Source organism: Butyricimonas sp. (assembly GCF_019423355.1).
GTDB classification, from domain to species: Bacteria; Bacteroidota; Bacteroidia; order Bacteroidales; family Marinifilaceae; genus Butyricimonas; species Butyricimonas faecihominis.
Genome location: NZ_JAHZBP010000002.1, coordinates 128141 through 152725 on the forward strand (window position 1 = coordinate 128141; position 24585 = coordinate 152725).

A 24585-nucleotide genomic window follows, 5' to 3' on the forward strand; every position below is an offset into this window, starting at 1 on the left:
CGATTATATTGTTTCATTAAAAGGTAGGTCTAAGTATGAAATTAAAGCTCCGACAATAGGGATAGGAAGTACCTCTTTCAAATTTAACCGTGGAAAGCCGCCCGATGTCCGATGCTCCGATACCCACGACCAGACGTTTCAGACCGAACAATTTCAGCTTTTCAACATTAAACTCGTATTGCAGGTTAATATTCGAAATCGACAACTCATTCTTACGCTCCACGAAACGTTCCGAAAGATAAGTAGCCCATCCGCTTTCCGGGATGCCCAAGAAACGGGTCTCGTCCCCGATCTCTTTCCATCTTTCCGTGAACGCCCGTCGATCGACATTCTCTTTGATGTTTATATTCTCCACCTTCTTCGCCAGTGTCGTGTTATAAATATCACCTCCCAACGTGTAAGCAGCCGACACGCTTAAAGAAAACCCTTTATACCGGAACGACGTGAATATACTTCCTTGTATTGTCGGGTTTGTATTCCCCACAACCACCTGATCGTCGTAACTGTAATCAAACGTGTATTCCCCGTTTTTATTTATATACACCTCTTTACCCGTGGCCGGATCAATCCCCGCGGAACGCATGGCATAAATCGCGTATTGAGACTCTCCCTCCTTGAATTGAATCTTGGGAGCGTTCCATTCGTCCGAAGACGTAGTTTCCGAGTTCGTCCGCTGCAAGGCATTACTGATCTTCTCGATCTTGTCATACACATGCCCGCCATTCACCGTCAGCATCCAGCTCCAATCCTTCTTTTGTATGATCTGCCCGGAAATAGAGAAATCCAACCCGGCATTTTTAGCCGATCCCAGATTAACCTTCACGTTATCCACGCCCATGGAAAGGGGTACATCTATCGGGATCAACATATCTTTCGTCTTCTCCACGTAGTAATCGAATTCCACTCGCAACCGGTCATTCAGGAATCCACCGGTGACCCCGTAATTCATTTTCAACGTCCGCTGCCACTTTAAATCCATGTTTCCCATCGTGATCGGTAAAGCCCCGACACCCGCATAATAGCGATAATCATTGCTATACTTATATGTCGTGATCGCCTGATAAGGAGAAAAACCGGCATTACCCGTGTACCCGTAGCTTACCCGGAAACGTAGCGTGTTCAACCAATCACATTTCAAAAACTCCTCGTTGTGAACATTCCACCCGAAACCGACAGACCAGAAGGGAGCGAAACGCTGATTCTTACCAAATTTAGAGGAACCGGAAGTCCGGAAAACTCCGTTGACAAAATACCTGTTCCGGTAGGAAAGATCTACATCACCAAAGAACCCGACTCTTGTTGATAATTTCTCGCTCCCGCTAGGAGCCTTGTCATCGTATTTCATCGCATAACTCAAATCGTCCAGTTCGTCCTTCAAGAACCCCACGGCAGTGATCTGGCTACTCGTAGTCTTCTCCCTTGAAATCTCTGTCCCGGCATGAATACCGAACACGCTACCATGCTCATCCAAAGCGATAGAATAGTTTGCAACCAATTTTCCCGTGTACGAATTCCCGTCGGAAGAGCTTTGCCTGTATTCCCCCTTCTGCGCAAGCTCTTCCGGAGAAGTGTAATTTTCATATGCCGAATTTTCCGGCGAGGTATATTTATCACTCTTCGAATCCGACAGGTTCAAATCGAATTGCCCGTTCACGAAAAAAGACTTGCTGATATCCCAGCGCAGGGATAAACTATTTTTGATCGATTTACTCTTAGATTTCGAAAAACTGGAAAGCGTAGCATTGTATAACGGATTCTCTATTTTCTCGTTGCGAGAGGGATCGAACTTGTTGAAATAGTAATTCCGGATATACTCGCCATCCTCGTCATACACCGGCTCGTAAGGATTCAACTCGGTGTAGGTTGAAAACTGACCGTAAGGAGAATCCTTGCTATCCGTCATCCCGAAAGCAAACTGATAAGAGATCGTCAATTTATTCGTCATGTGGTAAGCCAATGAAAAATTAAGACCGTAATTCCTTCTGTAGTCCCCCTTCATGACCCCGTAAGTATCTTTAAAAGAAGCAGATGCCTTGTAATCCATATTACCTCCCCGACCGGCAACCCGCAATGAATGAGAATGACTGAAAGAGTTTCTCAATGGTTTTGAAATCCAATCCGTGTCAATCCCCTTGCGCACGTTTTCCAACTTATAGGCATAATTTCTGTCAGCGTTACCATTAGCCGAATTATACAACCCGGCCCGACGTTCCAATTCTAACTTTTCAGAGGCATTACACAAGTTCATGGAACTCAAATCGGGGAAACTGAAATCAGGAACAAAATTATAACTGAACCGCACTTTATCATCCTTCACGTGAGCCCGTTCCACCACGATCACGCCATTGGAAGCCCGTTCACCATAAAGAACGGTTGCGGCTGCATCTTTCAGTACGTTCACACTCTCTATATCGAACAAATCCAAATCGTAGAGTTCTTCAAGCGAGATTTCGATTCCATCCAGAATAATTAAGGGCGTGTTAATTCCCGCCTCATCACTGGTCATCAATGAATTGGTTCCCCGGATAATAATCTCCGGCACGGCGTTAGGGTTCGATCCCTGCGCATTATTTTCCACGATTCTCAACCCCGGCACCAAAGTACTCAACGCTTGGATCAGGTTCGTGCTGGATGCTTGTACCAGCTCTTCCCCCTTCACGGTGGTCACGGAACCCGTGAACGTGTTTTTATTCTTCGTGTAAAAACCATTGACTACAACATCATCCAGAGCCGTGTCCGCCATCTTCAGAACAATTTTCAAGTTAACGTCACGAGTCACCGGAATCTCCTGGGAAATCATACCGATAAAATTGACCACGAGAACCATCCCATCACTTTCCGGTAGCTCCAGTTTGAACTCCCCGTTCACGTCAGAGGCCACGCCAATCGTCGTGCCTTTCAGCATCACGGTTGCTCCCGGAAGAGGTTCATTCTTCTCGTCGAACACGGTCCCGGTAATCGTAACCTTTTGCTGACCTCTCTTTACCTCTTTCTTTTTGATCACCACCACGTCATTCACCACGGAAAAAACATACCCCGTGTTGCGTAAACAATAATCCAAAATCTGGTGTACCGTCGCCTGCCGGAACTCTTTCGTGATAAGTGGAATCCCTTTTATTTCCTCGTGATTATACACGAAATTCAAAGCCGTCTTCTTTTTCAACGTATTGAGTACCTCCAACATGGTCGATTTCTCAAACTTCAAATCCAGCTTGATCGAATCATTCACCAAGCGAACGTCCGAAGCGTAGATTCTCATAGAACTAAACAAAATGCAGCCGATCACGAGAGACCACCTGATCCATCCCCTGCATTTGTCCCTGTTTAACACTCGATTCGTTTTCATGTTCATATAATTAGTTGTTAATAGGTATTCTTTTCGGGAGACAGGGGACTTTCCCCGCCTCCCGGTATATTATTCGACTTTAAGCGCCTTCTCAATTTGAAGAATCAATGCCCGATAATGAGCTTTCGTGTCCTTATCCGCGGTGGATAACTTACCTTCCAACAATTGTTTCACCCGAACCAGCATGTCCTGCAAGTACACCTTGGAATCGTCGATTGCAGTGGTAGTCACTTTTCGCTGCCAACCGTACCCGTTCCCGATATTTTCAAGATGAGCGGCCACGAAACCCCGTCCGTACACCTGTTCTATCTCCCGGAACTCGTCCAGATACCTACTCACCATCCCCGTCTCATCCAGCCCGTAAGCGTTGATTTCGTCAACAGAAGGAGCAAAAGCATCACCGGAACGCAAATAAAGAGCCTCGTCTGTCAAGAATGGTAAACCTTTCTTCTTTCCTTCCATCCCCTCTGACGCAACTTCAACAATCACCCGCTGTAACATCTTCTCGCTCTCGGAAAGTTTCCGGTTATTCAAGGTAGAAGCCCACACTTCATGATACAAATCGTCAAAGAACTCTTTCACCGTGTAAGGATCACGAGACACGTGAGCGGAAAGAACCACGTTCTTGTACAATTCGGCAACATTCTTCGCGGCAGCATACCGTACCGTCGGTGCCAGTGAAACGCCCAAGGCAAACTTATCCGTCAGTTCCTTATCGGCCAGCCAATTCTGGGTTTTCAACTCCCGAATCACCCATTTAAGCGAGTTCTTTTGTACCTCCCGGGAAACCGAAACAAAACGTTTGCCCGGAGTTCCGGCCTTCACCTCCGTCAGGTAAATACCTCCCACGTTATACATCACGTTCTTCAGATAACGATAGTATTGATTACCGATAGTCTGGTACATGACCTGACGATGTTGCCCGTCAGGATCATCCCCCAACCACTCGTTCAAATGACTCATAATATACTTCAGATTCTGAATCCCATAATCTCCCGCTTTCACCGGATCATCCCCCAAATCCTCTTCTATCGCACTAGGATCAAACCGGGCATAAACCTGTTGCCGTCCATAACGGTACCTGGGATCCCCGGCCTTCTCATCCAACCATTTTTCTAGGATAGGAACCTCGGCCATAGCATCTTCTACCTCAGGTAGTGGCGTGTATAACCATTTTATGACAAACTCGTCATAAACCCCCAAATCCGGTGGTGTCAATCTCACCCCTTTATCCCCCGGCTGAGCGACATAATTATAGCGGGCGTAATCCATGATGGAAGGCGTGGTTCCGTATGTTTGCGTGAAACTTGCCGAGCGCAAGGAATCCACGGGATAAGCGGCAGAAGCTGCCATATTATGCATCAATCCCAGCGTGTGGCCCACTTCATGAGCGATCACGTAAGCCAGCGATTCTTTCACCACATCATCCGGCATCTTTTTTGCCCGGACACGGGGATCAACCTGAGCCGTCTGCACGAAGCGCCACCCGTTAATCAACCGGATTACGTCGTTATAGATCAGCACGCTGGCATTAATAATCTCCCCCGTACTCGGATCCACCCACGAGGGTCCCATTGCGTTGGCCGTCGTTGACGGGATGTAGCGAACACAAGAGTATTTCAAATTATCGGGATCAAACTCTGGATCATCCAAGGGAAAATCCCGCACCTGAACCACGTTCTTGAACCCGATTTTCTCGAATGCGGTGTTCCATCTTAAAATTCCCTCCCTCAAGGGTTCTTTCCACGATTCCGGGAACGTGTTATCCAAATAATACACGATTGGTTTCACCGGCTCCACCAACTTTCCCTGTTTCCACGCATCCATATCCTTAGGTTCCAACCGCCAGCGATTAGCCACCGAATATTTCTGAATACCGTCCTCTTCCATGGAAACGTACACTTTATTCCCTAAAAATATACCTAACCGGGAATCCGTGATCCGAGGACGCATCTTGTTTTCCGGTAAAAGCAACAACGTGCGTGTAACACGAGTAGTCAATGGATCATCCTTCTTTACCGTGAGCATACCCATCGCTTTCGTCGTGACCAGATAAGACAAAACGGATTTAATACTTACATTATCTTCAAAAGCCTTGATCTCGGTCAACATAGATCCCTCTTTATTCAAACTGGCAGAATGACTGAGTATTCCACCCGAGTTCGGCATAATTGGAGACAAAGAAGATTCATCCTTCGTGAACATATCCGTCATGTCAAAAACCACCGCAGAACTATCCGGCGTGTACGCCAGCACCCGGTAAGACTCGACAATAGGATCCCCGAAATTCTTCTCCATCGCTTCTTCTAGCCCGGCCTGTCCCTTGTCATAAGTCATTTTCGAATTGACATTCCTCAAACAGACCATACTATCCAATAATGTAAATTTTATATGCCGGGGAGTTCTCGGCTTATAACCTACCACGCAGATGCTATTATCTGTCGCAGAAGTTACCGTGGAGGCCAATAAAAATTCCCGTCCCATGTACTTTAAAGGCATTTCAAAAAACAACTTGCCGTCCACCTTGTGCAAGGTCATAAAACCGCCTTTCGCCACCACGTGTGCCTTGTTCTTGAACAACTTGTCATATTTACCAAGCACAACCTTCGTCGTTTTAGGCTGAACCTCTTTCTTTTTCCTGTCAATTCCCTGAGCTGAATAAGGACATAACGCTACCACGAGCATTACCGCAGCCAGTACACTCCAATTTTTCATACATTTAAAATTTATTATACGACACTCCGATGATTAATTTAGCTGGCCATGCTTGAATTAATGTTTTATAATTATCACTTTTTTATCCTCTTTTCGAACAAAACTTACATTCGCCGATTGTTCCAATATCTCGAACAAATTCGTTATACTCTCGTACCTAGGCATAAACCCGGAAAATTTATAATCCTTGATCTCCTCATCATCAAACACGAACTCCACGTCATACCAGCGGGAAATCTTTTTTAACAAATCCTCCAGACGTTCCTCGCTGAAACTGAACTGGTCTCTCGTCCAAGAAATATAGGACTCCACGTTCACTTCCCGGGTCGTCACTTTCGAATCGGCCACGGCAGCCATCAGTCCGGGAGTCAACGCAACAACCGTATTCCCGCACTCAATATTCACCCGTCCCTCGACTAACGTCGTCATCGAAACTTCATCGTTCTGGTAAGCAGAAATATTAAACGTAGTACCTAACACACGCACGGCATACTTCTCACAATGCACGATAAAGGGTTTTGCGGCATCCTTTGCCACTTGGAAAAATCCTTCTCCTTCCAGATACACCTCCCGGGTATCACCCGAAAAAGATTGCGGGAACTTTAACCGGGAATCGGAATTCAGCATTACCTTCGTACCATCTGACAACTGCAAGGAATAAGCCCCGCCACGAGGTATTTTCAGCGTATTATACACCAAAGAATCCGCCGTCCGGGGAGTATGATAGATCAAGGTTTCACCATTATTACTCACGAAAGGTAATTGCTCGTCAAGCGTGTCCGCCACCCCCGGGGCAATCAGCAAAGTATCCCCTCCCGGCAGAATCAGCGAGGCACGCTTCCCAAAAGAAAAATGGTTGCCCGACTCCACCCGGGCCACGGGCAGTACTTCCTCCCCACCCGTCGAAAACATCAGATAAGAAGATACACTCAATAACACGATGGCAGTCGCGGCAACACCACGATACAAGCGTCGAATGGAATGTCTCTTCCGAATGTCTTTCATGACAGACGGCCACGACCGACGAGCATTAAAATGCTCGTATAAAGGATATTCCGTGTGTTCCTCGTATTCATTTTCCAATCGTTCATACAACTCCTCGTTGGCCTTGGAACGTGATTTCCAAGCCGCGAAGAAAGTTTCCTCTTCGGGAGACAAGCCTCCTTGAAGTCTTTTCACGATCAACTGGATAATATACTCTGTTTCCTTTTTCATTTCGTGCTATTTTACCTTATAACACTTCACGAAGAAAAAGGTACCGACAAATTTGAATCTTTTTTAATAACTTGTAAACAAATCCCTAGTGAGCCTCCTAACGCTCAACAGTGACTCGCACCTATGTCTCACTAATACCTCATTCATTTTTCAAGAAAAAAGTAACGAAAAATTGACTGCCCGTATCGGCAACTTATCGAAGACTTATCGGTAACTTATCGAATACTTACCAGTGAAACACCGACGGGACAAGGGAAAGAGTGTAATGCAATTATACTAAATTAACATTTAGGACTTCCTCGTTATCCCCAGTTCCAAGGTCGAAACATATTGAATTTTCCCTTCATCCAACAATTTCCGGACTTGCCCGATCACGACTTCTTCGTCCTCACCCAATTGACGCACCAACTCCCGGATATTCGTATTCTGTTTGGCAAGCACCTGCAAAATCTGTTCCTCCAGACTTTTCCGCTCTTCCCGATGCAACCGTTTCTTCTTCCCGATACAGACATCACATATCCCGCAAGGCTTCTCTTCCTTCTGCCCGAAATACTCCATAAGCAAAAGCTGGCGACACGTTTCGTCATCCCGGATATAACGGGCCATGGCCCCGATCTTCGTGACAAACAACTCCTTCCGGTTCTCGTAAGCCTCCCTCCCGATCGTGATATAGGACAATGGCAACCGGGGTTGGTAATACACGATGTAAGGTTTCACGTCCCCCGGCACGTAGCGAATAATCTTACGTTTTGCCAAAGAAATAAAAGCATCATACAACACCTTGCGTGTCACGTCGAGCTGATCAGCCAAGAAACCTTCGTCCACGTAAGCATCCTGCACGAAAATTCCGGCATAATTTCTCATCAGGAGAACCATAAGTCTTTCCAACAAGGGATCACCCGTCTCGAACTCGTACAACCGATCCCGTAACACGGTGAACATCACCCGGGAACGGGAATTTATATCCGTCGTGTACCCCAAGAACCCCGCAACCTCCAGAATACTGATGGCAGACATCACCCTCGCCTCGTTGAGTTTAAAATTACGGGCAAACAGTTTCAAATTGAACTCGAACGCCCGTCCCTGTCCCTCGCCCTCACCTAACTGATAATAGTTCGCCAAGGCCTCGTACACCCTCAATATATAATCTTTCGGGGGAAAAGCATCATCAATCCGTTTTTGTAAACCACCCAAAGCTGCCCGGCTGGAAAGTAACACGGCGTATGCCCTTTTTCCATCCCGTCCGGCACGTCCCGCCTCTTGGAAATAGGCCTCCGGACTGTCCGGCACGTCATAATGCACCACCACCCGCACATCCGCCTTATCAATCCCCATCCCGAAAGCGTTCGTCGCCACCACCACGGGAACCATCCCGCTTTTCCACGCCTCCTGCCGACGTGCCCGCTGTGCGGAAGATAACCCGGCATGATAAAAGTCAGACTTGATCCCCGACTTGTTCAGGAAAGCGGCAATCGAAGAAGCCTTCAACCGGGTACGCACGTACACGATCGCTCCCCCCTGCACCTTGGACAAAATATTGAATAATTCCAACGGCTTGGCCTCCGTGTCCCGGATCACGTAGGAAATATTTTCCCGCCGGAAACTTTTAGAGAGAACGTTCGGGGTCGAAAAGTGCAGCTGTTTCTGAATATCCTCCACGACCTCCGGGGTAGCCGTGGCCGTGAGTGCAAGGGTAGCCACCCCGGGAAAGAATTCGCGCACCTCCGCTATTCGCAGGTACGGGGGACGAAAATCATACCCCCATTGCGAGATACAATGAGCTTCGTCCACGGTAATCAGACACACGTTCATCAACCTCAATTTTTCCCGGAACCGTTCCGAGTACAATCGCTCGGGCGACACGTACAAGAACTTAACCGTATCATATATACATTTATTAATGATCGACTCCACCCGGTCACGCCTCATCCCCGTGTAGATCGCCTCGGCCGGAATCTGCCTGTTCTTTAAATCCTCCACTTGATCCTTCATCAAAGCAATCAACGGGGTCACCACCAGACAGACGCCCTCCATCGCTAACCCGGACACTTGGTACGTGAGCGACTTTCCCCCTCCCGTGGGCATAAGGGCAAGCGTGTCCTTCCCGTCCAGCACGGAACGGATAATCTCTTCCTGCAAGGATCGGAAATCATCGTATCCCCAGTAAGTCTTTAATATCTCTTTTATATCACGGGTCATTCTTCGAATTCTACTCGCAAAAATACAAAATAGACGAAAAAACTCTCACAAACTCGTATATTTAAATCGCTTTTTATTATTTTCGCCCGAATATTAATTGCGTAAAATCATGAAACTACAACATATACTGATTTTTATCCCCTTCCTGTGGGCTTGTAACGATAAGTTCGCGAAAAACGAGCAACCCGTGGCAAAGGTTTTCGACAAATACTTGCTGAAATCGGAAGTTTCCGGCTTTATTCCCCAGGGAACCCCCTCGAAGGATAGTCTCATCATGGCACAAAGCTACGTGCGGAACTGGATTACCAAAGAATTACTGTTGCACAAAGCGACCCAGAACCTGAGCGACGAGGAAAAAAACATTCGGAAACAAGTGGAAGACTATTCCTCTTCTATCTTGATCCATAAATACAAGGAGAAACTGATTTCCCAGAAACTCAGCCGGGAAGTAAGCGAACGTGAAATCTCGCAATACTACGACGCGAACAAATTCAACTTCGTGCTGAACACCCCGGTCGTGAGAGCCTTGTTCGTGGTGATTCCCAAATCCGCCCCGAACATTGAAAATGCTCGTAAATGGTTCCGTTCCAAGGAAGCCAAAGACCAGGAAGCGTTGGAAGAGTATTGCATCACGTCAGCCAAGAAATTCGATAACTTCAACGACCAATGGATCGAACTGCGTAACCTGCTGAACCTCCTGCCCATCACGTCGGCAGAATGGGAAAGTAAATATAAAAACAAGGAGTCCATCGAAATCGAGGACGACGAGAATCACTATTTTCTCAAGATCAACGAGCTACGCCAAGCTCATGAAACGGCACCTCTCGGTTACGTGAAAAAAGAGATTGAGATATTGTTGCTGAACAAACGTAAAATCTCCTTCGAAGAGAATCTGGAAAAAGACATCAACACGGAAGGTCTTCGGAAAGATTACGTCAAAATATATTAACAGGATTAGAAAAATGAAAATAAAAATGCGAAAACGAACGGATTATTCGCGGATTTGAAGAAAAAGTATTAGTTTAGAGCGTTTTTATTGAGTATAACCTTATTCATAAATTATGAGATATTTATCACTGCTTGTACTGTTATTTTTAGCTAGTTACGCCTCGGCACAAAAAAACGTGATCGACAAGATTATCGCTGTCGTGGGTGAAGAAATCGTGTTGAAATCGGATATCGAGAACCAATTTTTACATGAACAATCCCAAGGATTAGTAAATTCTTCCACCGACTCTCGTACCAGAATATTAGAAAATTTATTGGTTCAGAAACTATTAGTGGCTCAAGCTAAGATAGATAGTATCGAGGTAACCGACACGGAAGTGGAAAACGCGTTGAATTCACAATTGGAGCAATACGTGCAACATATCGGTTCCCGGGAACGTCTGGAAACCTACTTCGGAAAATCATACGAGGACATCAAGAACGAAATGCGTAACCCGCTTCGGGAGCAGATGATCACGCAAAGGATGCAGTCTAAAATCGTGGAAAACGTTCGGGTGACCCCCTCGGAAGTCAGGTATTTCTACCGGAAATTCAACAAGGACAGTCTTCCGGAAGTACCCGATAAATACGAGATTCAACAGATCGTTATCAAACCAAGAATCAGCGACACCGAGAAGGAACGTATCCGTAACCGGTTGAGAGATTTCCGTGAAGAGATTCTTGCCGGTAAACAAACGTTCAACACGTTAGCTGTATTGTACTCGGAAGACCCCGGATCTGCCGCCAAAGGTGGTGAATTAGGTTACCAAACCAAGAGCGCGCTGGCCCCGGCATTTGCCGAAGCTGCCTTCAGCTTGAAACCCGGCAGGGTATCTAAAATCGTGGAAACGGAATTCGGTTTCCATATTCTTCAATACATCGACCGCCAAGGAGACAAAGTAAACGTACGCCATATCCTGCTCCGTCCCCGGATTTCCGATGAAGAACGGCAAGAAGCAATCCAGCATTTGGACACCGTGTTGACTTACATCCACGACGGGAAAGCCACGTTTGAAGAAGCCGCGGCTTATTTCTCCATGGACAAAAAGACCAGAAACAACGGCGGATTGATTTTCAACGAGGAAGACGCTGATTCCAAACTCCCCAGAGAAACCATCGAAGGAGAAATGGCCCGTCAGGTAAACAAACTGAAAGTGGGTGAAATTTCCTCTCCTTTCTTGGATCAGACACGTACAGGCGAGGAATACAAGGTGATCAAAATCAAGGCTTACTATCCTTCCCACACGGCTAACCTAGACGATGACTGGATCAGCTTTGAAAACGGGTTGAAAAGCAAAAAACAACAGGAAGTACTTGATAAATGGATCAAGGAAAAACAAGCAAACACCTATATCCATATCGACGAAGATTACAAGAACTCCAAATTCCATTATGACGGGTGGTTCAAGTAATTGACAAGTTAAGATTTACAATTAAAGATTGATGATTTTTCCGCGATGAGAGCAGGTTTATGGGTTGGGATATTATGTATTGTATGGGGACTACTCCCCTTGCAGACAGTTGTAGCACAGGGAAATAAAAAAGCTAAAGTCAAGATCGTTAATGCCGATAGTTTACTGGTGGGAACGCTGGGCAAACCGTCTAGGTTTATCGGGAACGTACACATGACGCATGAAAACACACTCATGTGGTGCGATAGTCTCTACCAATATGAACTACCGGACTCCAACTATCTTGAAGCATTCGGCCACGTGCGGGTGATCAAAAACGATAGCATCCGTATGTCCGGTGACTACATGTACTACGATGCCAACAAAAAACTGATTCAAGTCCGCCGGAACGTCACGCTGGAAGATCCCCAGATGATCCTGACCACCGATTTTTTGGATTATGACGGACTATTTGACATCGGGTATTACTTCAACTGGGGACAACTGAAAGATAGCCAGAACACGTTGGATAGTAAAAAAGGAAACTATTTTACCCAAACGAAGATAGCTCTCTTCAAAGACAGCGTGAAAGTGAATTCTCCCGAATACCTGATCTTTTCGGATACCTTGAAATATAACACGGAAACCAAGCTGGTTTCCATTCTGGGACCCACGAACATATACGGGAAGGAGGACGAAAATAACACCCTCTACTCCGAGGATGGATGGTATGACTCCAACTTGGGACACGCAGAACTGTACAAGAACAACCGGGTCACGCACCAGAGTTACGAGGGGGTGGCCGATACCATGGTCATCGATAGTATAACCGGAATGGCTTATCTCTACTGGAACGTCACGCTTGTGGACACCGTGAACAACGTGATCGTGAAAGGTGAATACGCGCAAATGGACCGGGAACAAAACAAGGCATTCGTCACCGACAGTGCCCTGTTAATCATGGTCGGAAAACAAGACTCTCTTTTCGTACACGGGGATACCCTGTTCATGGATCAGGACTCTGCCAAGAACCAGATTTTACGGGCTTACTATAAAGTCAAGTTCTTTAGTCAGGACTTGCAAGGATTGTGTGATTCGATGGTCTACCTTTCTGTCGACTCCACCATCACCCTCTACAATGAGCCAGTGGCATGGGCCAGTGGCAACCAAATGACCGCCGAAAAGATTTCCTTGCTCACGGGAAACGGAACTATTAAGGAATTCTACCTGAATACTAAGGCCTTCATGGTCTCTCGAAGGGAGGAAACCGAGATGTATGACCAGATCAAAGGGCGAAATATGACCGGCTATTTCCGGGATAACGAACTCTACATGGTGTATGTGAACGGTAACGGGGAAACCATCTACTTCCCCGATGATAAAGGAAACATCATTGGTGTTAACACCGCCAATAGCTCCAACATCCGTATCATGATCGACAAACGGAAAGTCACGGACATCGTCTTCATCAACAAGCCCGACGGGGAACTCAATCCCTTGTTCTTGGCCGATCCCGAAGAAGCCCGTCTGAAAGACTTCCGCTGGTTGAAATACATGCAACCATTGAACAAATTCGACATCTTCAAAGAAACCAAAGAACCCGACCCTGTCGAGAAAGAAGAGGAAGAAAAAGAATAATGTAATCAAATCAAACAAAGGATGCATTATGATGACAAACAAATCAAGATCATATAATTCCAAAGCCAAGAAACAATCATCACAGCATAAGCACCTTCAATCTATCAACACAAAGCACAAGAAGAGCATCAATCTTTATACCCAGCAAGCAATGATTGATGCAAAAGAAGGTAATACGATCAAATGTGATAACTTTGAAGATTATTTAAAGCATTTAAAATTCTCATAATCTTATCAGAATTCCCTAACGCTGTTCATAGTATATTTTTTACATTTGTGAAAAATAAAACGATATGCAGCACCGGAAAAATCTTAACCTCTACTTATCGGGCATCGTGGTCTTCACGCTGACCATACTCTTGTTGTCCACAGCTTTTGCCCTCGACGAGAGTTTAGGGAACCGGATAGCCAAGATTTTTTGGTTCTACAAAGTTATTATCGTGGCAGGAATTGCCTGCATACCACTCGCATGGATGCGTCCTTTCCGCTTTTCGATAACTGACCTGCTGGTTCTCCTTTACGCGGGCTATACCCTCAGTAACGACTACTTCGCGGGGACAATCGCTCCCACCCGAACGAGCCTCTTCATCTTGATCATCGTCACGTATTTCATATTCCGACGGCTGACAACATTCGTCCCGCTCGGTTTCACGCACGCGGCTCTCCTGCTCACCGGGGCAATAGAAGCCATCTGGGGACTCGCCCAACTATACGGTTTTACCCCCTCCCAACACAGCCGTTTCGAACTGACCGGATCATTCTTCAACCCCGGCCCCTATTCCGGATTTCTAGTTGCCATACTACCGTTAGCTTTATACTACACGCTTACCGCCTGCCGGATAGCCCGCATCCTGTCGGGAGTGATTCTCGTACTTCTCCTGCTCGTCCTGCCCGCCACGTTAAGCCGCGGGGCTTGGTTAGCCGCCATCGCGGGATGCGGAATTGTATTAGGTAACTACTTTCACCTCTATAACCGATTGAAGTTTTTATTTCAAAAACATCGGCTCGCCTCCTTCATCGCAACGATCTGTATATTCCTCCTCGTCACCGGGACTCTCATCGGGATATACCAGTTAAAAAAAGAATCTGCCGATGGACGCAGACTCATCTGGAAAGTCTCGTCCACCCTTGTAGCCTCCCATCCGGCAACAGGCGTCGGGTTCGGGCATTTTGCCGGGGCCTACGGGGAAGCCCAAGCCGCCTATTTCTCTGCCACGGAGCGTCCCGCGGGAGAAGAACTCGTGGCCGATGCCCCCGAGACAGCCTTCAACGAATTCGTGCAAATCACGACAGAAACCGGAATCATCGGTTTATTACTTTTCCTGACAATCATTTTTTGGGCCTTCAAAACCGCCCGGCATCCTGACAATAAAGTCGCGGCAGGCGTGACCGGTTCGTTAGCCGCGTTCCTCGTTTTTGCCTGCTTTTCCTACCCGTTCAGCGTGTTGCCCCTTTTCGTCCTCTTCACGCTGCTCTTGGCACAATGTACCTCGATGCAATGGGGTTCCCGTTGGCTCTCCGGTATCTTCTACCTGTTCCTGCTTCTCCCGGTCTATTTCCTCGCCACCGGGCAACAGGAACGGGAACAAGCCTACAAACGCTGGAAATCCGAACAAATCTATTTTAACATGCAGATATTCGAACGCACCGTAGATAATTACAAGAAACTCTACCCTCTTCTGAAGGATCAACCCGCCTTTCTCTTTGAATACGGGCAATGCCTCTCCCGCACGGGACAACCCGCAACCAGTAACCTCATCCTTGAAGAGGCTACCCGCCTGTCTGCCGATCCCATGATCCGTAACATCATGGGCAAAAACTACCAAACCATGAAACAATATCCCCAAGCTGAATCCGCTTTCTTGAAAGCCTCCCACATGGTCCCCAACCGCCTCTACCCACTTTACCTACTCGCCAAGATGTACCACGAAAGCGGCCAAACCGACAAGGCCATCGCCACCGCCCGCCTGCTACTCGAAAAAGCCCCCAAAGTCCCCTCTTCCGCCGCCGAGGAGATGAAACGGGATATGCAGAAACTAATTATAGATACTCAATAGAGCCCCATTTTATTTATTACAAATTAGTAATGCCCACGTCGATCACACTTATTGCCGGAATGACGGTCGGAACCTTCGTCAGTTTATTCATCATTCCCTTGTTTTATTACTATTTAGAACGTATTTTTATCTCAAGAAAAAAATGAAGAAAGTAATTAAATCCATATTCCAGTACGTGGGAGCCGTCCTGCTGGCCATCGTGATTGCCGCCCTGTTGCGCTTTTTTATCGTGGACTTTTACAGCATCCCTTCCGACTCGATGTACCCGACGATCGAACCGGGAGATTTTATCGTGGTGAACAAAATGTACATGGGAGCCCGCTTTTACAAAAACTTCGATTTCTTGGACGGCGCACACCCGGAAACCGTGCGGGTACCGGGGTTCTCTTCACTGAAACGCAATGACGTGATCGTTTTCAACTTTCCCACGCACACGAACGGTCGCTGGGATATGGATTTAGGAACATTTTACGTGAAACGCTGTATCGCCCTGCCCGGAGACACGTTATCAATCATCGCCGGAATCAATCATATCAACGGTAAAACCGGCTATGGAAACATGGAGGAACAACAACGCCTACACCATTACCGCAGGGAGTATGCCCCGGGAATTTACAACGCTTTCCCCTTCGATTACTGGCATCGCTGGAACATCCAAGACTTCGGTCCCCTGTACCTTCCCGCCGCAGGAGCCACTATCACCATTGACACGTTAAACTTTTCGCTATACCGCCACCTGATCGCTTACGAAACCCAAGCACCCGTACACTCGCAAGATCGCCAGCTCTACATCCGGGATTCCTTGATCCGGGAATATACGTTCCAAAAAAACTGGTACTTCGTGGCCGGCGACCAAGTCTTCAACTCTAGGGATTCCCGATATATCGGTCCCATCCCCGAAGACTTTATCGTGGGCAAAGCCTCGTTCGTCCTCACGTCAAAAGACCCACACACGAAAAAATACGTATGGCAACGCTTTTTCAAGAAAATAAAATAAAAAACTAGCTAAAAAAATTAATTCTTCAACTAGTTTCTTGATATTATAAACTTATTGGATTTAGTTTTTACCTTTCTTCTTCATCCCCAACTCCTCCCGCAAGAAAGGAGCCGTCACGGATTTTTTGTTAAGCGCAACTTCTTCCGGAGTTCCGGTGCAAACGACAGTTCCCCCCATTTTACCACCGCCGGGTCCCATATCGATAAGATAATCGGCCACTTTAATCACGTCTAGGTTATGCTCGATGACAATCACGGTATTCCCTTTATCAACCAGCTTTTGTAGCACTCCCAACAATATATTTATATCCTCGAAATGAAGTCCGGTTGTAGGCTCATCCAGTATATATAGCGTACTCCCGGTGTCTTTCTTCGAAAGTTCGGTAGCCAATTTAATGCGCTGGGATTCTCCCCCGCTTAACGTAGTACAAGGTTGTCCGATCTTGATATACCCCAACCCGACATCCTGTAACATCTTCAATTTGGATTGCAGGTGAGGCAGATTCTCAAAGAACTCTACCGCCTGATTGATCGTTAGGTTCAACACGTCACCGATGGACTTTCCTTTATAGCGAACCTCCAAGGTCTCTTTGTTGTAACGTTTACCATCACAAGCTTCACAATGCACGTAAACATCCGGAAGGAAATTCATCTCGATGGTCTTCACTCCCGCACCTTTACAAACCTCACAACGTCCTCCGCTCACGTTAAAGGAAAAACGTCCGGCCGTGTAGCCCCGGATCTGTGATTCCGGTAACTTTTCAAATATCTTCCGAATATCGGTAAACAATCCCGTGTAAGTAGCCGGATTGGAACGGGGGCTTTTACCTAACGGGCTTTGATCCACCACCACGACCTTATCGATTTCAGTCATCCCTTCTATCGATTTATAAGGTAACGGTGCAGCCAAAGCATTATAAAAATAAGCACTCAATATCGGATGCAAAGTTCCATTAACCAAAGAAGATTTTCCACTTCCACTCACCCCGGTCACGCAAATCAATTTCCCCAGAGGAAAATCGACACTCACATTTTTAAGATTATTTCCGGTACATCCTTTCAGGGAAATCTTCTTTCCATTCCCCACTCGACGTTCCGCCGGGATAGCGATTACCTTCTCCCCTTTCAGGTATTGTGCTGTCAGACTATCACTTTCCAGAATATCGGAATACCCCCCGATAGCCGTGATCTCCCCTCCTTTTCTTCCCGCCTTAGGTCCCAAGTCCACGATATAATCGGCATTCTCCATCATCTCCTTATCATGTTCCACCACGATCACCGAGTTACCGTTATCCCGCAATTCCTGTAAAGAATGAATCAACTTCCGGTTATCCTTCTGGTGCAACCCAATACTCGGTTCATCCAATATATAAAGCACGTTTACCAACTGTGAACCGATCTGAGTCGCCAAACGAATACGCTGAGACTCCCCCCCCGATAACGTCATGGATTGACGATTCAAGGACAGATACTCCAAGCCAACATCAAGCATAAACTTCAAGCGAGTTCGGATCTCTTTCAAAATCTCCCCAGCAATCTGTTTCTGTTTATCCTCCAGATGTTCCTCCACGTTACCGATCCACTCGTACAAATCAGATAACTCCATATTCGCTAATTCGGAAATATTCTTCCCGTTAATATAGAAATGCAGAGCCTCTTGGTTCAACCGTTGACCGTTACACACGTCACAGGTTGTTACGGAAATAAACTGTTCCGCCCATTTATTCGCTTTCTTGGAAGTCGAATTTTCCTCCTGCATGGTGACATACTTCAATATTCCCTCGTACGTCGTGAGGAAATTGGATGATACCCCGATCTCCGCATTCTCCAAACGGAATTGTCCCGGATAACCGTACAATATATCCGTCAAAGCCTCTTCGGGTAAATCCCGGATCGGTTGTTTTATATCGGCACCATGTTTTCTCAGAATCGTTTCGATCTGGTAGAAAATAAGAGATGCTTTATATTTTCCCAAGGGCAAGATTCCCCCAGCATGAATGGATAATGAATTATCCGGGATTATCTTTTCCATCGCCACCTCGTTGACAAATCCCAATCCCTTACATTTCTTACAAGCCCCGTGAGGAGAATTGAAAGAAAAGGTATGCGGGGCCGGATCTTTATAGGAAAGCCCAGTATCCGGACACATCAAATGGCGGCTATAATATTTAATCTCGTCAGATTCGTAATCTTTTACCATCATCACGCCCTTACCGTGTTTCATGGCAGTACCCACGGAATTTTTCAAGCGTTTCAGATCAGCCTGATCCATGACAATCTTATCCACCACGATTTCGATATCGTGCATCTTATAACGATCAACACTCATTCCGATCGTTATCTCCCGCAACTCTCCATCTACCCGTGCCGAAATAAAACCATTCTTCCGTAAATTCTCGAATAACTCCCGGTAGTGTCCTTTACGTCCTTTTACCACGGGAGCCAACAACAATACACGCCGCCCAGCAAAATCACGCTGCAACAATTCCAATATCTGTTCATCCGTGTACTTTACCATCTTACTACCCGTGGCGTATGAGTAAGCAACACCCGCACGGGCATAAAGCAAACGCAAAAAGTCATAGATCTCGGTGGTCGTTCCTACCGTAGAACGTGGATTTTTATTCGTGGTTTTCTGTTCAATTGAAATCACAGGACTTAACCCCGTAATTTTATCCACATCCGGACGTTCCATACCTCCCAGAAAACGACGGGCATATGCGGAAAAAGTTTCCAGATACCGACGCTGCCCCTCGGCATATATCGTGTCAAAAGCCAAGGATGATTTTCCACTCCCGCTTAACCCGGTAATCACCGTCAACTTATCCCGTGGAATCGTCAGGTCTATATTTTTCAGATTATGCTCTCTGGCACCAAATATGGCTATATTGTTATCTTCTTCTTCTCTGTACTCCATGAATTCCTATTCCTTAAAAATCAACTTACAAAGATAGGGAAACTATTTCGAATGGAAGAAAAATTTATGATTTATGATTTACAATTTGCGAATAAAAAGTATAAACTTGATACCGTAAAAATCTAAAATCAGTAAATCTAAAATTCATGGAGTAATGTGTGGTAGGAATTTAAAATCGGAAATCAAAAATAAAAAAAAGGAGGGATTTCCTGTAGCGTCTTAAATGGAATACATTGGGACTGACGAAAAGATGTTGTATGTATGTGTGTGCGTGCGTCTGTGTGTGTGGTGTGTGTGCGTGGTGTCCCGTAGGATATATTCCAGTACTTTTAAGAACTCTATCAGAAAATCAGCTTAAACCCCAGTCAAAGCTATCCCCTCTCTTTATGCTAGATGATTCAATCTAATAACAGCTAAAAATAAATCATAAGTTCATCATCTATTCTACTTCTTTAACGTTACCGCTAAAGAAAGGTTTCGTTTTTTCTCGAAAAAAATCGAGAAATTTTATTTTTCAATTATTCAAACTAACTCTTCAGTTTTCAACCATCAAGAAGCATTCCTTGATTGTGAATACATAGAGTATAACGGGAATTGTTGGGATAGGTTACACTTTCGAGTAAAAAAATCATGATTTTTTTTATTCTGATGAAATTTGGAGGAAATATAAAAAGAAACTACCCCCTCCAGCTCCCCCTTACACAGGGGGAGAGCTGATTACCAAACATCACAATATTTCAATGTAGCGTGTCCTCCCCCTGTGCAAGGGGGAGTTAGAGGGCGTAGTTTCCGAAGAACAAAAAAAAGAGCGCCTCACGACGCTCTTTCTTATATGAAGATTTTTAAATCTTACTTTTTCACGGCTTCTTTCACCTGATCGTTAGGAACCATTTGTTCCTTAAAAGTATAGGCACCGGTTTTCGGAGATTTCACCATTTTGATGATTTTTGCAAATCCCCTACCATCTGCTGTTTTAAGTGTTGCAACAACTTTCTTTGCCATAGCTTAATTATTTTATTTCTCTGTGTAAAGTTACTCTTCTCAGAATCGGGTTGTATTTACGCAACTCCATTCTCTCGGGGGTGTTCTTTCTGTTTTTGGTAGTGATATAACGAGACGTACCCGGCATTCCGGATTCTTTGTGTTCCGTACACTCCAAAATCACCTGTATTCTGTTTCCTTTGCTCTTCTTTGCCATCTCTTCTTACTTTATACGTTCTTAATTAAACCATTGGCAGTAGCTTCTTTCAAACAAGCACTAATACCTTTCTTGTTGATCAGGCGCAATCCGGCTGCAGATACATTCAAACGGATCCATCTATCTTCTTCTGGCCAATAAAAATTCCTCTTAAACAGGTTGATCTCGAATGTTCTCTTCACTCTTCTTTTGGAGTGAGAAACATGGTTACCAACCATCGCTTTCTTTCCAGTTATTTGACAAATTCTTGACATCTCTCAATATTTTTATAAACGCTTTCCAAACAGGATGCAAATTACGCACTTTTTATTCAAACAATCAAATGTTTCGGTAAAAAAGTTTCAAGTTTTTTTTACCTCAATATAAAATATAATATCACGAGGAATATTGCCAAGGCAATAAATTCCCGGATCACTTTTTTTCTTCTCTCCGAACCCGCCTTTGTATCGGCCTTTCTCAAAATATCCAGCAACGCCCCGGTAGGACAAAAATAGTTACACCAAGGACGGGCAAAAAATACGGATAAGAGTAAAAATATGACAGCCAAAGCGATGACCCACCCCGTTGCAGCGGTCAATAAAAATGCCGGGAAGGGTTCCAACGATGCCAATTCCAACGGGATTCCCCACAATAACAGAGCGAGAATCACCATAAAATAGATCACGCGAGTATATTTAAATACATTCTTCCACACTCCCTTTGGGGCTATTTTTTTCTTACGAACTTTCCCTACCAACTCCTGCGCTGCCCCAAAAGGACATAAATACGCACAATAATAAGCCTTATTCAAGAATAAAGGACAAGCCAAAGCCAACACGGCAATCACGGGCAACAAAATACGAGCCCCCCAAGGTACCCCGTTCAACAACCAGTTAAATAACAACTCTAATGAAACAAAGTACCCGGACCAGAAACCAAGAATCAACACGGAAGAAACCTGCAACACGTAACGCCAACGTTTCATCCGACTTCCCCAGAACATACTGGCTAACGCCAACAAAACCACGATTCCCCCCAAAGCGTGCTGTAACAATTTCATCCAATCCACGTCAAAACCACCCCCGTCACGTTCTAGGTAAAACTCCAGCGCTCTTTTCACGCTCCCCCGGATGGCATCACTCGACATCGTGGCCCCACTCACGGCCTCCACGTTCAGTTGCTCGGCCTCCTCCAGCGTCTTGCCATTCCACGCCGAAAACAGGTTCTTTTTCTCCAAACGTCTCAAAAACCCGGGCGACTCGCTATTATCTAACAAGGTAAGTCCTAAAATCACATCTTCCTCGGAAACAGCCAAAAACAAAGGCACATTCCCGGCATAACCGATCAGATCGTCCGCGATCGGTGTCGTAACAAGTAATTTACCGACCTCTTCCCCGCCAGCCTTCACAACATAGTGAACCTCGTTCACTTTCTCAACACTCGTACAGGTCGGAAAATATTTCTTCACCGCATCCAGCGGAACAACATTCGAAACTTCTGCTTTCACCTCTTGATACTTCGGGGCCTCGTTGGTCGTCTTGAAATTCAACGAAATCAGGTAAATGATAACACACAACAAAATTACCTTAGGTAACTTCGTGATAAAAGTTGCAACATTTTCTTGTATATTCATATCAATCTTATCCATTTTTGAAGGACACAAAAATAAGGAGAAAATCATTTATTTGTATATTCTGCCCGACTTAATTATATTTGTCACATTCTAAAACCAAATAATAAAATTCAAAATGAAAAAAGTCACTTACTTAGTTTGTTGCGTAGGACTAGCGCTGCAATCCTGCCAATCAGGGCAAGTGAAGAATGAAAATCCATTTTTCAACACGTATGAAACCCCTCATGAGGTTCCCCCTTTCCACTTGATTAAAAATCAACATTATCTCCCTGCTTACGAGGAAGGAATGAAACAACATCAAGCGGAAATCGACGCAATCATCAACAATCCGGAGGCTCCGACATTTAAAAACACGATCGACGCACTCGAAACTTCCGGCGAATTACTGAACAAAGTAGCCTCCGTGTTCGGTAATCAACAAGGTGCGAACACGAACGATTCGATCAAGGCCATTGCCAAAGAGATCACCCCGAAACTCACCGCACACTGGGATGCGATCAATTTAAATGACAAACTTTTCGAGAGAATCAAAACGGTATATAATAATAAGGAGAAAGAAAATCTGACCCCGGAACAATTAACCGTACTCGATAAATATTATCAAGGTTTCGTTCGGGGTGGAGCCAACCTCTCTCCCGCAGACAAGGAAACGTTCAAGAAATTGAACAGCGAGTTATCCATGCTTAGCCTGCAATTCGGCGAAAACTTGCTGAATGAAACCAATAGTTTCAAACTGGTCATTGATAACGAGAAAGATTTATCCGGTCTTCCCGAAAACGTGATTGCCACAGCTGCTACCGCTGCCAAGAATGCCGGATTGGAGGGAAAATGGGTGTTTACCCTCCACAATCCAAGCATGATTCCGTTCCTGCAATATGCAGACAACCGGGATTTAAGAGAAAAAATCTACAAGGCTTATATCAACCGTTGCAACAACGACAACGAGTACGATAACAAAGAAATCATATCCAAAATCACTTCCCTGCGAGTACAAAAAGCCCAGTTACTCGGTTATGATACCCATGCGGCATTCATTCTCGACAACAACATGGCCAAAACTCCGGAGAACGTGTACGACCTGTGTAACCAAATCTGGAATGCCGCTCTACCGATCGCTAAAAAAGAAGCCAAAGAACTTCAAGACATGATTCGCAAGGAGGGTAAAAACTTCAAATTGCAGCCTTGGGATTGGCGCTATTATGCTGAAAAAGTAAAGAAAGCCAAATACGGACTGGACGAGAACGAACTTCGTCAATACTTCCCACTGGAAAACGTCAGAGAGGGAGCCTTCTACACAGCCAATAAATTATACGGAATCACGTTCACGCAACGTACCGACCTCCCCGTACCCCATCCGGACGCTTTGGCATTCGAGGTGAAAGAAGCGAACGGAGATCACATCGGGATTCTATACATGGACTTCCACCCGAGAGAAAGCAAACGTTCGGGAGCATGGATGAACGCTTATCGCAAGCAATCTGCATTGGGTAAAAAAGTAACCCCGATCATCACGAACGTGTGCAACTTCACGAAACCCACAGGGGATGTTCCGGCATTATTGAGCTTTGACGAGGCACAAACTCTTTTCCATGAATTCGGTCATGCCCTTCACGGTTTATTGTCACAATGTACATATAATAAGGTATCAGGAACTTCTGTTCCTAGGGATTTCGTGGAACTTCCCTCCCAAATCATGGAGAACTGGGCCGCTGATCCCGAAGTACTAAAAGTTTATGCCCGTCATTACAAAACGGGAGAACCGATCCCGCAAGAGCTTATCGACAAACTAGAGAATAGCGGACATTTCAACCAAGGATTCGTCACGACCGAATTCATGGCAGCCGCTTTACTGGATATGGCTTACCACACGCGTAACACGACCGATCCCGCTAACCCGAATGAATTCGAAAAAGCCACGTTAGAAAAAATCGGACTTATCCCGGAAATCACGGTACGCTATCGCAGTCCCTACTTCCAGCACATATTTGCCGGAGGCTATTCTTCCGGATATTACGCTTACACGTGGGCAGAAGTACTGGATGCTGATGCTTTCGAAGCATTTAAAGAAACCGGAAACATCTTCAATCCCGAAAAAGCAAAAGCATTCCGGGAGAACATTCTTTCCAAAGGTGGCTCCGAAGATGCCATGACCCTTTACCAGAAATTCAGAGGACAAGAACCTTCTATTGATCCGCTATTAAAGCGTAAAGGATTAAAATAAAAAAATTAGAGGATTGTGAATCACAATCCTCTAATTTTTTTATTTTTTCACGCAACCTTTTCAAGAATCCTGCATCTAATAAATAAATTCACA

Annotated in this window: 15 protein-coding genes; 6 read left to right on the forward strand and 9 right to left on the reverse strand. The window is 45.4% G+C overall.

Translation table 11 applies throughout. The annotated features are described in order from the left end of the window. Positions 1 to 16: 16 nt before the first annotated feature. From QVC79_RS03195 to QVC79_RS03210, 4 genes are all read right to left on the reverse strand, one after another. Positions 17 to 3346, reverse strand: a complete 3330-nt coding sequence (locus QVC79_RS03195; RefSeq protein ID WP_270593817.1) for a SusC/RagA family TonB-linked outer membrane protein — start codon at positions 3344 to 3346, stop codon at positions 17 to 19. Positions 3347 to 3415: 69 nt separating this feature from the next. Beyond that, positions 3416 to 6061, reverse strand: coding sequence for a zinc-dependent metalloprotease (locus QVC79_RS03200; RefSeq protein WP_270593815.1), 2646 nt, complete (start codon positions 6059 to 6061; stop codon positions 3416 to 3418). A gap of 57 nt (positions 6062 to 6118) precedes the next feature. Next, the gene (locus QVC79_RS03205) at positions 6119 to 7276 is read right to left on the reverse strand and encodes a FecR family protein (protein ID WP_270593814.1); all 1158 of its coding nucleotides are present in this window, start codon (positions 7274 to 7276) and stop codon (positions 6119 to 6121) included. A gap of 288 nt (positions 7277 to 7564) precedes the next feature. Further along, a complete protein-coding gene (locus QVC79_RS03210; RefSeq protein ID WP_270593811.1) occupies positions 7565 to 9475 on the reverse strand; it encodes a RecQ family ATP-dependent DNA helicase in 1911 nt (636 codons plus the stop codon). A gap of 109 nt (positions 9476 to 9584) precedes the next feature. On the opposite strand from QVC79_RS03210, the gene QVC79_RS03215 reads away from it, so the two are divergent. The 5 genes from QVC79_RS03215 to lepB all read left to right on the forward strand — a co-directional run bounded on the left by QVC79_RS03215 (position 9585) and on the right by lepB (position 16545). Next, positions 9585 to 10424 (forward strand): peptidylprolyl isomerase, encoded by an 840-nt coding sequence (locus QVC79_RS03215; protein WP_087420071.1) that lies wholly within the window; start codon positions 9585 to 9587, stop codon positions 10422 to 10424. Between the two features lie 112 nt (positions 10425 to 10536). Next, positions 10537 to 11874: a peptidylprolyl isomerase gene (locus QVC79_RS03220; RefSeq protein WP_124316850.1), complete on the forward strand. Its 1338-nt coding sequence runs from the start codon at positions 10537 to 10539 to the stop codon at positions 11872 to 11874. Positions 11875 to 11919: 45 nt separating this feature from the next. Beyond that, complete coding sequence (locus tag QVC79_RS03225) at positions 11920 to 13491, forward strand: OstA-like protein (RefSeq protein ID WP_124316849.1); 1572 nt, start codon at positions 11920 to 11922, stop codon at positions 13489 to 13491. A gap of 293 nt (positions 13492 to 13784) precedes the next feature. Continuing rightward, positions 13785 to 15548 carry an O-antigen ligase family protein gene (locus tag QVC79_RS03230; RefSeq protein WP_270593807.1) on the forward strand — a complete coding sequence of 588 codons (1764 nt, stop codon included), beginning with the start codon at positions 13785 to 13787 and terminating at the stop codon, positions 15546 to 15548. Between the two features lie 142 nt (positions 15549 to 15690). Beyond that, the gene (lepB, locus tag QVC79_RS03235) at positions 15691 to 16545 is read left to right on the forward strand and encodes a signal peptidase I (RefSeq protein ID WP_270593806.1); all 855 of its coding nucleotides are present in this window, start codon (positions 15691 to 15693) and stop codon (positions 16543 to 16545) included. Between the two features lie 60 nt (positions 16546 to 16605). Here lepB and uvrA read toward each other — a convergent pair whose 3' ends face one another. The 5 genes from uvrA to QVC79_RS03260 all read right to left on the reverse strand — a co-directional run bounded on the left by uvrA (position 16606) and on the right by QVC79_RS03260 (position 22286). After that, complete coding sequence (gene uvrA / locus QVC79_RS03240) at positions 16606 to 19461, reverse strand: excinuclease ABC subunit UvrA (protein WP_270593805.1); 2856 nt, start codon at positions 19459 to 19461, stop codon at positions 16606 to 16608. An 849-nt stretch (positions 19462 to 20310) separates the two neighbouring features. Beyond that, positions 20311 to 20463, reverse strand: a complete 153-nt coding sequence (locus QVC79_RS03245; protein WP_072025905.1) for a DUF4295 domain-containing protein — start codon at positions 20461 to 20463, stop codon at positions 20311 to 20313. Positions 20464 to 20470: 7 nt separating this feature from the next. Continuing rightward, positions 20471 to 20659, reverse strand: coding sequence for a 50S ribosomal protein L33 (gene rpmG, locus QVC79_RS03250; RefSeq protein ID WP_027202636.1), 189 nt, complete (start codon positions 20657 to 20659; stop codon positions 20471 to 20473). 11 nt (positions 20660 to 20670) lie between these two features. Beyond that, positions 20671 to 20913, reverse strand: coding sequence for a 50S ribosomal protein L28 (gene rpmB, locus QVC79_RS03255; RefSeq protein WP_027202637.1), 243 nt, complete (start codon positions 20911 to 20913; stop codon positions 20671 to 20673). A 98-nt stretch (positions 20914 to 21011) separates the two neighbouring features. Next, positions 21012 to 22286 carry an FMN-binding protein gene (locus QVC79_RS03260; RefSeq protein ID WP_270593804.1) on the reverse strand — a complete coding sequence of 425 codons (1275 nt, stop codon included), beginning with the start codon at positions 22284 to 22286 and terminating at the stop codon, positions 21012 to 21014. A 100-nt stretch (positions 22287 to 22386) separates the two neighbouring features. Here QVC79_RS03260 and QVC79_RS03265 point away from each other — a divergent pair, with 100 nt between their 5' ends. Then, positions 22387 to 24492 (forward strand): M3 family metallopeptidase, encoded by a 2106-nt coding sequence (locus tag QVC79_RS03265; protein ID WP_270593803.1) that lies wholly within the window; start codon positions 22387 to 22389, stop codon positions 24490 to 24492. The last annotated feature ends 93 nt before the right edge of the window (positions 24493 to 24585 follow it).

Excerpts from the sequence above, each read along its gene's own strand:
- QVC79_RS03215 (WP_087420071.1), top strand. The coding sequence starts at position 9,585 with ATGAAACTACAACATATACTGATTTTTATCCCCTTCCTGTGGGCTTGT.
- rpmG (WP_027202636.1), bottom strand. The coding sequence starts at position 20,659 with ATGGCAAAGAAGAGCAAAGGAAACAGAATACAGGTGATTTTGGAGTGT.
- rpmB (WP_027202637.1), bottom strand. The coding sequence starts at position 20,913 with ATGTCAAGAATTTGTCAAATAACTGGAAAGAAAGCGATGGTTGGTAAC.
- lepB (WP_270593806.1), top strand. The coding sequence starts at position 15,691 with ATGAAGAAAGTAATTAAATCCATATTCCAGTACGTGGGAGCCGTCCTG.
- QVC79_RS03265 (WP_270593803.1), top strand. The coding sequence starts at position 22,387 with ATGAAAAAAGTCACTTACTTAGTTTGTTGCGTAGGACTAGCGCTGCAA.
- uvrA (WP_270593805.1), bottom strand. The coding sequence starts at position 19,461 with ATGGAGTACAGAGAAGAAGAAGATAACAATATAGCCATATTTGGTGCC.
- QVC79_RS03205 (WP_270593814.1), bottom strand. The coding sequence starts at position 7,276 with ATGAAAAAGGAAACAGAGTATATTATCCAGTTGATCGTGAAAAGACTT.
- QVC79_RS03195 (WP_270593817.1), bottom strand. The coding sequence starts at position 3,346 with ATGAAAACGAATCGAGTGTTAAACAGGGACAAATGCAGGGGATGGATC.
- QVC79_RS03200 (WP_270593815.1), bottom strand. The coding sequence starts at position 6,061 with ATGAAAAATTGGAGTGTACTGGCTGCGGTAATGCTCGTGGTAGCGTTA.
- QVC79_RS03210 (WP_270593811.1), bottom strand. The coding sequence starts at position 9,475 with ATGACCCGTGATATAAAAGAGATATTAAAGACTTACTGGGGATACGAT.
- QVC79_RS03220 (WP_124316850.1), top strand. The coding sequence starts at position 10,537 with ATGAGATATTTATCACTGCTTGTACTGTTATTTTTAGCTAGTTACGCC.
- QVC79_RS03260 (WP_270593804.1), bottom strand. The coding sequence starts at position 22,286 with ATGGATAAGATTGATATGAATATACAAGAAAATGTTGCAACTTTTATC.
- QVC79_RS03225 (WP_124316849.1), top strand. The coding sequence starts at position 11,920 with ATGAGAGCAGGTTTATGGGTTGGGATATTATGTATTGTATGGGGACTA.
- QVC79_RS03230 (WP_270593807.1), top strand. The coding sequence starts at position 13,785 with ATGCAGCACCGGAAAAATCTTAACCTCTACTTATCGGGCATCGTGGTC.
- QVC79_RS03245 (WP_072025905.1), bottom strand. The coding sequence starts at position 20,463 with ATGGCAAAGAAAGTTGTTGCAACACTTAAAACAGCAGATGGTAGGGGA.